Source organism: Providencia sp. wls1943, from assembly GCF_009706275.1.
In the GTDB taxonomy this organism is placed as follows: domain Bacteria; phylum Pseudomonadota; class Gammaproteobacteria; order Enterobacterales; family Enterobacteriaceae; genus Providencia; species Providencia zhijiangensis.
In genome coordinates this window covers 56795-70064 of the sequence record NZ_WLTU01000016.1, presented here as the reverse complement: position 1 = coordinate 70064, position 13270 = coordinate 56795, and the positions used below count along the sequence as shown (strand labels likewise).

Below are 13270 nucleotides of genomic sequence, written 5' to 3'. Positions count from 1 at the left end.
CTGAAACTAATTGATGGGATGGTGAGATGAAAGTTGAGCATCTATATAGTAGTGATGATGGCACATCAACATTCATGCTGAATGGCGAGTTTCTAACTGGATATCCATCATGCAATAAAAAGTGGTTTGTTTGCACCTCAAAAAACGACAAAGAAAATACTCTGTGGGATAACAGAATTACACTGGTATTAGATGAAGTTGTCCAGCTCATAATGGATGCACCGAAAGGTCATTGCTATAAGGTTTATGCTATAGCGACAAATGGTATCTTTCTGTTTTCGCTGCATAACAAAGACGATAACTCTATAGTCGCAATTGTGGTTGCAGATAAACACGGCAAGGTTCTGTATAGAATGAATTGCACTGCTTTAATGATGAGTGCAGACATATCGGAATTCGGTAAATTTGCCGTATTGTCTATTGCTAGAAGTAAAGATAAGGCAAACAAAGACGCTGGGAAAATATTAGTTATTGATGTCGGTGATTCAGAGATCATCAAATCGACTAGTAATCAGATTGGAAATTTATACTTCTCATCAGTAAATATATTTGAGCCTAATGGCGATGTGCTGGCTTTTTATCAAGGGAATGCCAGTAAAGTTGAATTTTATTAGTAGGTATACAATGAAAAGAATATTACTAGTTGCCGCATTGTTAGCTCTGGCTGGGTGTGAAGGAGAGCAGAATAAATTTGATGGAACGTATTCTTGTAAAGTATCTAATTCACTAAATGATAAATCTATAGATAGTGAAAGTGATTATGTATTTCCTGTGGATGCAACTAAAGCAAAATTAACATTTAAAGCGCCTATAATGACTATTCATGGTATGAAAAATGGTGATTATGTCAGCCACGAAATGAAAGAAATTAAAAGTGACAATAAAGTCAGCTTTATTTATCAAAATGATGGGGTTCTCGAAACATTTACTCCAGATGGTGGTGCCGCCATTGCGATTGATGGCACAGGGAATGTAAAAGCTACCACACAAGCATTTTCCGATTGCGTGAAGAATTAACAGATCATACAAACCAATTTTATGCATAGGCCCTGTCAATTTGACGGGGCTTTCTTTTTTATAGAGGAAAATAATTATGTCAGAAAGCCAATCAGCAGGTGGTATCCACTACGATGTAAGCATGGACATTAAAGAATTGCTTGTCGGCGAGAAGCAAGTTAACAAAGTAATGGATAACGTAGAGAAAAGCACAACTAAAGCCACTGATTCACTTAACAAGCTGGATAAAACGGCAGCGCAGGTTGGTGTTGCTTTGAAGATGCCTGAAGTAAACAAACTATCTAGGGAGCTGTCACAATTATCTGGGAAAATAGGAGCTAATTCATCGGCGACAGATAAGGCAACTCAAACACACAACAAATTTACAGGTGTCTTAAGTACAGTATCTGGGTCAATTGGTGCTGGGTATGTTGGTAACATAGGGAATGCTACTGAGACATTAATAAAGCATACGCAGGCAGCAATAAACGCTACAGCAGAAGAGGTAAAGAATGCAGAGGCGATGCAAAAACAAGCTCAAGCATATCAGGCTGAGGCGTCTCAATTGGTTTTATCAACACAAGAGAAAAGAAAGGCAGCGGAAGAGGCGATAAAACTAGCCGAGTCAGAGTTGCAAGTAGCGGAGGCATTAGCAGACAGAAAAACAGCACAAATAGAGTCACTAGAAGCATTACATAAAGAACAAACATACCAGCTCAAGCAAGCGGAGCTAGCCCATGAAATTATTGGTAATGAAAAAACATTAGCAGAGGTGGTCAAGGCAAGGAGCGCGGCACAAAGAACACAAAATCAAATAGAAAAGCAATCTAATGCTATAGCTCAAGAAGTCTGGAATGCAGAAGATAAAGTAAAGTCAGCAAAGGAAGCACATAAAAAAGCAACGATAGAATTAGCTCAAGCTGAGGTTCTAGAGAAGCAGGCAAAAGTTACTGCAACAGCCGCTGACGAGGCGGCAACGGTGGCTAGGAATAGAGCTACAGCAGCAACTAAAGCGCAGGCAGTTGCAATGAATGGATTAAGAAGTGTCATGGCTTTATTTGGTGGTCCATCAGGGACATCAAAAGATGTCTTTTTTTATGCCTAAAATTCAGTGAATCAACTGATTTTAACCCTTATTCGTTCAACCGACGTCTACCTATTCAACTATAGGGTAATTCGCCCGTGTTACCTAAAATTGGCTATCGATATCTTTGTTCGATGACGAATACGGCGGTTTCTGCTTAAACTCAACCATATAATTTCTAACTGTTCATTTTGTTATTTAACATTTCATTAATTAGATTGTATTTTATTGTTAACGTGTCCTGTTTTTTAAATAAAGTAAGAATGTGAGTGCAATATTTTTTTTAATTAATTGATATTTAATCATTTTAATTATTTTTTAGGGTTTTCATCTATAGCAAGTAAATTAAAAAGTATTAATGGATGATAATTCCTTATTATTACTAATCCTATTTGATATGTTATCCATGAAATAACATTTCATTTTTTAATTATATTCAAAAAAAGATAAGTCGGTATTCGTCACTCCACATTAATCATAATTACACTGTAATAAAATAACGTTTATTTCTTGTTACATTTAAATTTAAAAGAGTAATGAAAATGAAAGAAAAAATCGAAAATTACACTGGACCTGCGGCAGGTTGGGGGGCAGTTAAAGCTGTCGCTGAAGCTATACGCGAGCAGATGGATGTTGTACCCGATGTTATTACTATGTTTGAAATGAATAAGCCTCAAGGTTTTGACTGTCCTGGTTGTGCGTGGCCAGACCCTAAACATAGTGCATCATTTGATGTTTGTGAGAATGGTGCAAAAGCGATGGCATGGGAAGCCACGGCAAAGAGAACGACACTTGAGTTTTTTGCGAAACACACAGTGAGTGAACTGTTAACGTGGGATGATTACGACTTGGAAAATGAAGGTCGTCTAACTCATCCAATGAAATATAATGCGCAAACAGATTGCTATGAAAAAATTGAATGGAACGATGCTTTTGCTCAAATAGGTCAGCGGTTATCAAGTTACTCAGATCCTAATTCTGTTGAGTTTTATACTTCAGGTCGAACGTCAAATGAAGCGGCGTTTTTATATCAGCTTTTTGCCAGAGAATATGGAACTAACAATTTTCCGGATTGCTCAAATATGTGCCATGAGCCGACAAGTGTTGGTCTCGCAGCTTCAATAGGTGTGGGTAAAGGGACGGTATTACTTGAAGATTTTGACAAGGCTGATTTAGTGATTTGTATTGGGCACAATCCAGGGACTAATCATCCTCGTATGCTCAGTTCACTTCGTGAGGTATCAAAACGAGGCGCCAAAATTATCGCAATTAATCCTTTGAAAGAAAGAGGATTAGAACGATTTACTTATCCGCAAGATCCAATTGAAATGTTGACGCTAGAGTCCACACCTCTCGCGGGATATTACTATAAAGTTAGGATCGGTGGAGATACTGCATTAATTAAAGGTGTCATTCGCACTATTATTGAGTATCACGATGCGGCGGTAGCAAAAGGTCAAGCGCCTATATTAGACAATGAATTTATAAGTACCCATACCGTTGGTTTCGATAAACTTAAGCAAGATGTGTTGTCTACTTCTTGGGATGATATTTTATCTGTGAGTGGCATGACTCGCGATGAAATAGAGCAAATTGCTCAACTTTATATTGAAGCAAAAAGCACCATTATTTGTTATGGCATGGGAATTACGCAGCATCAGCATGGCACTCAAAATATTCAGCAACTCATCAATCTTTTATTATTGAAAGGTAATATTGGTCGGGATGGTGCGGGAATTTGTCCATTAAGGGGGCATTCTAATGTGCAAGGCGACCGTACCGTCGGAATAACCGAAAAACCAAGCCAATCTTTTATCGATAAAATTGAGCAACGCTTTGGTTTTAAACCTCCTATCGCTTTTGGTCACGCAGCCGTGGCTAGCATGCAAGCAATCTCTGAAGGAAAAGTAAATGCATTGATCTGTATGGGGGGAAACCTTGCTGTTGCTATGCCGGATAAAGATGCATGCTACAGTGGAATGAAAAAACTTGATATGGCTGTTCATATTGGAACCAAACTTAATCGGTCACATTTGTTGACGGCAAAGCATACATTTTTATTTCCGGTATTAGGTCGTACAGAAGTTGATATTCAAAAGTCAGGTCCACAAAGCATTACAGTTGAGGATTCTATGTCAATGGTACATGCTTCACATGGCAAACTAAAACCGGCTAGCCCATATTTAAAATCAGAATGTGCCATTGTTGCTGGTCTTGCCAAAGCAACAATCCCTAACTCAAAAGTCGAGTGGGATGATTTCATTGATGATTACGATAAAATTCGTGATGCAATGGAAGCCGTGTTACCAGGTTTTGAAGATTACAATAAAAGAATCCGAATTCCTGGCGGTTTTCATTTAACAAATGCAGCGGCTCAACGTAGGTGGTTAACGCAATCAGGTAAGGCAAACTTTATAACAACGGAAGGTGTTATTGAGGATCCGGAGTCTGCGACACATAGCGAATTAGTGTTGGCAACTATACGTAGTCATGACCAGTACAATACGACAATTTATGGAATGAATGACCGCTATCGTGGCGTTTTTGGTCAGAGAGACGTCATCTTTATCAGTGAAGCTCAGGCAAAAAAACAAAAATTATCTGCGGGTGATAGGGTCAATGTTATTGCCTTGGATAAACAGCAAAAGAGGACTAAACGTCGTTTAGATAATCTAAAAGTGGTTATCTATGATATGGCTGATCGTTGTGTTGCCACTTATTTTCCTGAAGCAAATAACTTGATAGCACTCGATAACTTTGATCCTCAATGTGGTATTCCGGCGTATAAAAATATTCCAGTAATTTTAGAGAAGGTAAGTGCCTTATCCTAATTGTTCTAAATTCTAACCACCCCTATAGTGGGTGGTTTAATTGATCCTCTAAAGGCATATCAACGACGTTGTCTAAATAATACCGATTTCCCTTCTGTTATTCCGAGTATCTTTACTGCCTTTCTTATCTAATCACTCTCTAATGCTATCGACTCAACTCATACAACATTGGTGAACCAGCTTTCCTATGAGCTCTATAAATAATCTATTCAATATTACTTAGTATTTATACTAATCAATTGCATTACTATTTCTAAACTATCTTTAATGTCTATCTTGAGCGTTTAGTTTGGCGATTCGAGTTGAATAAATCATTAAATAAAGAATTGATAGTTAATGAATAGGTTTTCTTGATATTTACCAAATACACCTGGTTATTTAATATTCAAGGTTATTAAATTATTAAATTTTATTTAAAAAATATGATTTAAAACACGAAATAAAGGTGAAATTGTGGGTGTAATAATTATTTACATATTTATTTAACTGTTGCTAGGATTATTCTTATATGCGGCTATAATGAATTCAGTTTTTGTTTTTCTTGAAAGTTGTTTTTAACTCTTAATTGGGATTTTTTGTGGGTATTACGCTTTTGTGCTGTTTTATTATTTTTTTATAAATCCATTAATATTCCAATGTCGACTATCATTTTTCGATTTATTTTTATCTTTATCTTTGCGAATTAATTGTAATGTACTGGTTATTGTTTTTCATTAATTAACGGTTTTGTTTTTATATCTTGCTCCTTATTGTAAATTATTGTGTCTATTTCACATGTATATCGTGTTATGCGTGTCTTATTTCATTTAAAGAAATATCTTCAATTATTTATTTTGGTATTTTGGGGTTCTTATAACGTGTTGATTTGTATATTTTAATTTTTTACTTATATTTGATTATTTATTGATTTAAATGAATTAATATTTATGATTGATAGCCTGCGTATATCAAATGGCTCTTTTTAGATCGAAAAAAACAATTTTTAACTACAGTTTTAATTCTATAACTTAATAACAGCTGAAGAGTATTTTCCTATATCGATAATATAAATAAATAATCAGCGAAATATGATCTGAGAGGTTTGAAATGCGAGATTATGAACCATTATCAAATAATATTGGCAGGATGTTAAAAGACTACCGTAGGCGCACAGGATTAACAGGAAGTGAATTGGCGAAGCGTATTAATGTAAGCCAGCAGCAAATCTCTCGGTATGAAAATGGCGTGAATAATATATCATTCGACAAACTTATCATACTATTTAATGCCCTTGAAATGAGTAGCAGAGATATTGATGTTTTCTTCGAAAAAATGAAGTATCTGTTTGATTCTAGTGTATACAAACACTCTAAAATAGAGTGATAGACCCTTTTTTTTAAAATTATTCAAATTTAATTAAATTGTTTTAGGCAATTTAATTAAATTCGGTCGTTTTAATTATAGTGTCATGAAGTCTGTATTTGTTTTTTTCTATCAAGATGTACTTAATAAATATACATAAGGAAATATTATGAAAGTTAAATCACTAGCACTTGTTGTTATTTCAGCTTTATCTTTAGGTTCAGTCGCTGCAATGGCTGCAACAACAACCGTAAACGGCGGTCAAGTACACTTTAAAGGTGAGCTAGTGAATGCAGCGTGTGCTGTTGATGCTGGTTCTGTGGAGCAAACTGTTCGTTTAGGTCAAGTTCGTACAGCTAAATTAGCTAAATTGGGCGATACCAGTGGTTCTGTTGGTTTTAATATCCAATTAAACGACTGTGATACAACAGTTGCTACTTCTGCAAAAGTTGCCTTTACCGGTGTTGCAGCGAATGCAGCTAACCCAACTGTTTTATCTGTTGCTTCTTCAGCTTCAGGTGCAGCAACTAACGTTGGTATCCAAATTTTAGATGGTCAGAGCGCACCTCTGGGTCTGGATGGCGCAACATTCAGTAACCCTATCACTCTGAATGACGGTGCAAACGTTCTGCCATTCCAAGCTCGTTACTTCGCACTGGGTGCAACAACTGCTGGTGTTGCTAACGCAGATGCAACCTTCGCAGTTCAATACGAGTAATCATTAAAAAGGATTAGGGATATCCCATTTGATAGGCCAAGGATGGCTTTTATTCACGAACCAAAAGGTGGAAGTTTATGAGAGAGCTGCTGGCAGTTTCACTCCTTCTGTTTTCTCCATTTTTGCAAGCTGGAAATAAATGGAAAGTTCAACTTCCTGGTGGCGGGATGCGCTTTCAAGGGGAGTTAATTGCAGAAGGCTGCACTGTTGAAACTTCAGATCGTAATTTGGTAGTGAATATGGGGCAAGTGCGCACCAATGCATTTAAGGCTCCAGGCCAAGATTCAGCACCGACTGCGTTTGATCTTCACCTACGAGAGTGTAGCGATGCGGTCAGTGAGTATATATCCATAACCTTCAACGGTGTGGCTAATGAAAGGAACCCAGATATTTTTTCCATCGGCGATGGGCCTAGCACCGCGAAAGGTGTAGGAGTAGCCATTTTTGATTCAAAAAATACCTTAATTCCGGTGAATAGTGCTCCACGTAAAATAGCTAATCTGCGTGATGGGGATATGACGTTGCATTTTGTTGCTAAGTATCGCTCGACGAGCGAGAACATCATGGGCGGAAAAGCGAATGCACAAGCACTATTCTCACTGACTTATGAATAAAAATACCGAAAAAGACAGTGACATATTTATTTAATTTTTTTAGTAAAAAAGGACAGATGTAAACATGAAAACCAGAAAAACATATAAGTTCATTACCGCCTTATTACTTTTACTCTGTTCGACCGTGTCCACTCAGGTTTATGCGGGTGTTGCATTAGGTGCAACGCGAGTGATTTATCCTGCGGATCAAAAGCAGGTTCAACTTGCCGTGACCAATAATGATGAAAAGGGCGTTTTTCTGATCCAATCGTGGGTTGAAAATGCCAATGGCCAAAAAGATAGCCAATTTGCGATTACTCCGCCCCTGTTCACGATGAAAGGCGTTAAAGAAAATACACTGCGCATTATTGATGCAACCAATAACCAATTACCGAAAGACAGAGAAACACTGTTTTGGCTGAATGTGAAAGCGATTCCAGCAATGGACAAAGCGAACATGAACGAGAACACGTTGCAGTTAGCGATTATTAGCCGCATTAAATTGTATTACCGTCCTACAGGTCTTTCTATTGCACCGGATAAAGTGGCTGAAGAATTACGCTTTAAGCGCCAAGGCAGCTCACTGATTGTGGTCAACCCAACGCCTTATTTTGCCACTGTCACAGATTTAAAAATCGGCGCAGCAAAATTGGATAATGTGCTTGTTCCTCCATTTGGTGATGCGTCAGTGAATGTTCCTTCCAATGGCAATGGTGCTATTAGCTACCAAACCATTAATGATTACGGCGCACTAACGCCGAAAATGACAGGAAAAATGCAGTAAAAACATACGTTTTTATTTCTCGAAAATAATTAAACATCATTCCGAATTGGAAATTTGCTGAGCAACATTGTTGAGCGGAGGGAGCATGTCACATCTGACATCTGAAAAAGGGCTATTAATTTCAAAAAAAGGATCATTTTTGGGATGCAGATTCGAACGCCATTTTCCTTTGGTTCCGCTGGCATTCTTGATAGGCGCATGCCTTTATCCAACATGGGCGACGGCAGAGTTATATTTTAACCCTCGTTTCTTAGCGGATGATCCTTCAGCAGTCGCAGATTTATCTGCGTTTGAACAAGGGCAAGAAGTTCCTGAAGGGACTTATCGTGTTGATGTCTATCTTAATGATGGTTATTTACTCACCCGGGATGTGAACTTTGTTCTGGATAAAAATGATAAACAGCTATCTCCTTGTTTAACGCCTAATGAATTGGCCAAGATGGGGATCAATACATTATCGCTGCCAGAATTACAGACGAAACCCAAAGATACTTGTGAACCATTATCATCCACCGTGAAGGATTCAACGGCGAGATTTGATGTGGGTTTGCAACGGTTATATATCACCGTTCCACAGCTGTTTATGAAAGACAAAGCGCGAGGTTTTATTCCTCCGGAGCTTTGGGATTCAGGGATCACGGCAGGTATTTTAAACTATAGCCTGACGGGAAGCAGTGCGCGTAACCAAGACGGAAAGCACAGTAGCTATAACTATTTGAATCTACAAAGTGGTTTAAACTTTGGCGCGTGGCGCTTACGAGATAACTCCACATGGAGCCACAGTACAGGCACAGCAAATAGTGAAACTCGCTGGGAACATATCAATACCTATTTAGAACGCGGCATCAATGTGATCCGCTCTCGTTTAACGCTGGGTGATAGCTACACACCGGGCGAAATTTTCGACAGCGTTAACTTCCGAGGCATCCAATTAGCTTCGGATGACAATATGCTGCCTGAAAGCCAAAAAGGATTTGCGCCGGTGATCCGAGGGATCGCTCGCGGTACAGCAGATGTCTCTGTTAAGCAAAATGGGTATGAGATCTATCGCAACACATTCCCACCGGGACCGTTTGTAATTAACGATCTCTATTCTGCAGGGAATAGTGGTGATTTGCATGTGACGATCACGGAAGCGGATGGATCCGTACAGAGCTTTACCGTGCCATATTCATCCGTTCCGTTGCTCCAACGTGAAGGGCATACTCAATATGCCGTCACTGTAGGAGATTATCGTTCGGGAAGCGGTAATCAGGAAAAGCCGACATTCTTACAAACGACGTTACTGCACGGTTTGTCATATGGTTGGACGCTCTATGGCGGAACTCAGTTAGCCAATCGTTACCAAGCTTTTAACGCAGGGATAGGTAAAAACATCGGTGTCTTTGGGGCGCTATCTATCGATATTACCCATGCTAATGCCAAATTACCGGATGACAGTAACCATCAAGGTCAGTCAATTCGTTTCTTATATAACAAGTCTCTGAATGAAACGGGCACGATTATTCAGCTGGCGGGTTACCGGTATTCAACAAAGGGTTACTACTCATTTGCGGATACGACATATAAGCGGATGTCAGGGTATAACCTTGCGACGCAAGACGGCATTATCCAGGTGACACCTAAGTTTTCTGACTATTACAACTTAGCCTATAACAAACGCGAAAAAATTCAGTTAACCCTAACCCAGCAATTGGGTGAGCAATCCACGATGTATGTGACGGGAAGTCATGAAACGTATTGGAATACCAGTAAAGCAGATAAGCAATTACAGGTAGGGATTAACACGCTGATTAAAGGAATTAGTTGGGGATTAAGTTACAGTCTGTCCAAAAACTCATGGCAGGATGGCAACGACCAAATGCTGGCATTGAACGTCAACATTCCCTTTAGCCATTGGTTACGTTCGGACAGTCAGTCTATCTGGCGTAATGCCAGCGCAAGTTACAATGTTTCGCACGATCTCAAAGGTCGCGTAAATAACACCGCTGGTTTATACGGAACGTTATTGGAAGACAATAACTTAAGTTATAGCGTTCAAGCTGGGTATGCAGGCGGTGGGCAAGGTAACTCTTCAGGAACGGGTTATACATCCCTGAATTATCGCGGGGCTTATGGAAATGCCAACGTCGGTTATAGCTATGCCGATAACATTCGCCAAGTTTACTACGGTGTGAGTGGGGGCGTTTTAGCTCATGAAAATGGATTAACGCTGAGCCAGCCAATGAACGATACCGTGGTATTAGTGAAAGCACCGGGTGCAGGACATGTGAAAGTCGAAAACCAAACAGGGGTTGAGACTGACTGGCGGGGCTATGCGGTATTACCTTATGCCACTGAATATCGTGAAAACCGTATTGCGTTGAATACCAATACGTTAGCGAACAACGTGGATCTGGATGATCCCGTCCTGAATGTAGTACCAACCCGTGGTGCTGTGGTTCGCGCTGATTTCCAACCTAAAGTTGGGATAAAAGTTCTCATGACGTTGATGAGACATGGAAAACCAGTACCGTTTGGTTCCGTCGTCTCTTCTGATGAAAGTGGTGGTGGCAGTATTGTGGCGGAAGATGGGCAAGTTTATTTAACGGGGTTACCGCTAACGGGACGATTAATTGCGCGTTGGGGGGAAGGGGCTGATGCTCAGTGTACGGTTAATTACACACTGCCAGCAGAAAGCCAATATGAAATCCTCAGTAAGTATCGTGCCGAGTGCCAATAAGGAGCCAATAGTGTTTGATAAATCGAATATTTTCTTTGCCTCAATGCTGACCTCGTTGTGCTTATGTTCCAATGTATTGGCGGCGGATAGCACCATTAACATTACAGGCAATGTACGAGATAACACTTGTGCCGTGGCTCCTGGCTCACAAAATCAAGTGGTCGATTTGCTCCTGAATGCGGTGAAACAGCTGCACTCAGTGGGGGAAGTGACGCCAACAGTACCGTTTCGTATTGAGCTAACACCTTGCGGCTCTGCGGTAACAGCAGTCAAAGTCGGGTTTGTCGGTATAGCAGACTCGAGTAACAAAACTTTGCTGGCATTAGAACCCGGTAGCGCAAATGCGACAGGGGCAGGTATTCAGATTTTAGACAGTGCTAAAGACCCATTAGTCCTCAATGCGGACTCAAATAATATTGCATGGACGCCTTTAGTGGCAGGAAAAGCCAATACGCTCAATTTCAATGCACGTTTAATGGCGTCAAAATTGCCCGTTACGGCAGGGCATATTCGAGCAACGGCCACATTTACGCTCGAATTCCAGTAAATAGAGGATGCGATGAATGACGTATAAATCAACAATGATGACGGCCTTAATTTTGGGGCTGTTATCTTCATCAATAACCTCCACACACGCGGCTGACGTAACCGTGACGGTCAATGGGAGCGTTGTTGCGAAACCTTGTACGGTATCAACCAAGACTGCCAATGTGGATCTGGGTGATCTTTACACGTTCAATTTGACCTCACCGGGGTCGGCATCGGATTGGCATACTGTGTCGCTGGATTTGACCAATTGTCCTGTTGGTACATCGGTAGTTATGGCGACCTTTAAAGGTGTCGCTGATTCGGTGGGATACTACAAAAACCAAGGTACGGCGGGCAATATCCAGCTGCAACTTCAAGACTCATCGGGTAATAATTTAAATAACGGCGCACAAAAACGCATGCCAGTCAGCGATGCAACGCTTTCAACCAGTTTTCCTTTACAAGTAAGGGCAATATCGGTAAGAGGCGGGGCGACACAAGGCACCATCCAAGCGGCAATTGATGTCACCTACACGTATCTGTGAGCAATATTATGAATATAAAACAGCTAGTTAAATTAATCGTTGTTAACATGTTTATTTACTTTGTCGGAGTTTCTTCGGCATATGCTTTTACCTGTTACGACTCAACAGGAAACGTTTTAAGCTACACACAAAGCCCAGTGACCGCCAATGCGTATGTTAATTTGCAGCCAAGTGTTCAAGCTGGTCAAAACTTAGTGGTCGATTTATCGAATTCAATATTTTGTAAGAACGATGCCCCATCATCGCGACGTGACCAAGTGAACATGATCCGTGGTTCCGCTTATGGTGGGGTATTGAATAACTTTCGAGGCTCATTACGGTATTATGGCTCAAGCTATACGTTCCCTTTGACTAACCCAACTCACCAGCAAGATTTTCCATCGGGCAATTACACAGCATGGAATACCCAATTATATTTAACTCCCATTTCTGCGGCGGGTGGTGTAGTGGTTAACCGAGGAACCCACTTTGCGACATTGGTAATGTACCAAGTTGGTTCTAACATCGTGGGGGGCGGTAATGTCAATACATCGACCTTTACATGGAATTTGTATGCTAACAATGATGTTGTGGTACCTATTGGTGGCTGTGATGTTTCTTCGCGTAATGTGGTCGTCAACTTACCGGAATATCCGGGAAGTGCTCAGCCGGTACCCTTATCTATCTATTGCGCTTCGAGCCAAAATATCTCCTATTATTTAACGGGAACAACGGATACGAGCAGCAATATTTTTGCTAATACCCTGTCTGGCGCTAATGCTGCAAAAGGGGTCGGGATCCAAATGGTTCGCAATGGTAATGCGATCCCTGCAAACCAAAACGTTCAGTTAGGTCGAGTAGGAACTTCGTCGACGAGTTTAGGGCTAAGCGCGCGATACTCAAGAACCCAAGGTCAGGTGACCGCAGGGAAAGTGCAGTCAGTGATTGGCGTGACGTTCATGTATGATTAGTGAATGAATTAGATAGATGAAAAGGCTCAAGAAGAAATATCTTGAGCCTTTTTGCGTTAAATAAAGATTCATATGCTTAGCAGAAATTTGGATGATCTGTATGTAGCGCTGGGTATTGTATCATTTTCCCATCACTGGGAACTCAACCTATTAATATTATTGTAGAATATGGTCATCA

12 protein-coding genes are annotated in these 13270 nt (G+C 40.2%); all 12 read left to right on the top strand.

Annotation, left to right across the window (positions count from 1 at the left end; all coding sequences use genetic code 11):
- Positions 1-26 precede the first annotated feature (26 nt).
- On the top strand, positions 27-614 hold the full coding sequence (locus GKR48_RS06470; RefSeq protein WP_154627471.1) for a hypothetical protein: 588 nt from the start codon (positions 27-29) through the stop codon (positions 612-614).
- Between the two features lie 10 nt (positions 615-624).
- On the top strand, positions 625-1017 hold the full coding sequence (locus GKR48_RS06465; RefSeq protein WP_154627470.1) for a hypothetical protein: 393 nt from the start codon (positions 625-627) through the stop codon (positions 1015-1017).
- Between the two features lie 76 nt (positions 1018-1093).
- The gene (locus GKR48_RS06460; protein WP_154627469.1) at positions 1094-2101 is read left to right on the top strand and encodes a hypothetical protein; all 1008 of its coding nucleotides are present in this window, start codon (positions 1094-1096) and stop codon (positions 2099-2101) included.
- Positions 2102-2622: 521 nt separating this feature from the next.
- Entirely contained in the window at positions 2623-4911 is a 2289-nt protein-coding gene (locus GKR48_RS06455) for an FdhF/YdeP family oxidoreductase (protein ID WP_154627468.1), read from the top strand.
- 1086 nt (positions 4912-5997) lie between these two features.
- Entirely contained in the window at positions 5998-6273 is a 276-nt protein-coding gene (locus tag GKR48_RS06450) for a helix-turn-helix domain-containing protein (protein ID WP_036952128.1), read from the top strand.
- 148 nt (positions 6274-6421) lie between these two features.
- Entirely contained in the window at positions 6422-6970 is a 549-nt protein-coding gene (gene fimA / locus GKR48_RS06445; protein WP_154627467.1) for a type 1 fimbrial major subunit FimA, read from the top strand.
- Positions 6971-7047: 77 nt separating this feature from the next.
- On the top strand, positions 7048-7584 hold the full coding sequence (locus tag GKR48_RS06440) for a fimbrial protein (protein WP_154602466.1): 537 nt from the start codon (positions 7048-7050) through the stop codon (positions 7582-7584).
- Positions 7585-7648: 64 nt separating this feature from the next.
- Entirely contained in the window at positions 7649-8347 is a 699-nt protein-coding gene (locus GKR48_RS06435; RefSeq protein ID WP_154627466.1) for a fimbria/pilus periplasmic chaperone, read from the top strand.
- A gap of 85 nt (positions 8348-8432) precedes the next feature.
- Entirely contained in the window at positions 8433-11069 is a 2637-nt protein-coding gene (locus GKR48_RS06430; protein WP_154627465.1) for a fimbrial biogenesis usher protein, read from the top strand.
- 43 nt (positions 11070-11112) lie between these two features.
- On the top strand, positions 11113-11616 hold the full coding sequence (locus tag GKR48_RS06425) for a fimbrial protein (RefSeq protein ID WP_230088624.1): 504 nt from the start codon (positions 11113-11115) through the stop codon (positions 11614-11616).
- Positions 11617-11650: 34 nt separating this feature from the next.
- Positions 11651-12142, top strand: coding sequence for a fimbrial protein (locus GKR48_RS06420; RefSeq protein ID WP_272521412.1), 492 nt, complete (start codon positions 11651-11653; stop codon positions 12140-12142).
- 8 nt (positions 12143-12150) lie between these two features.
- Positions 12151-13092, top strand: a complete 942-nt coding sequence (locus GKR48_RS06415) for a fimbrial protein (RefSeq protein WP_154627462.1) — start codon at positions 12151-12153, stop codon at positions 13090-13092.
- Positions 13093-13270: the final 178 nt, after the last annotated feature.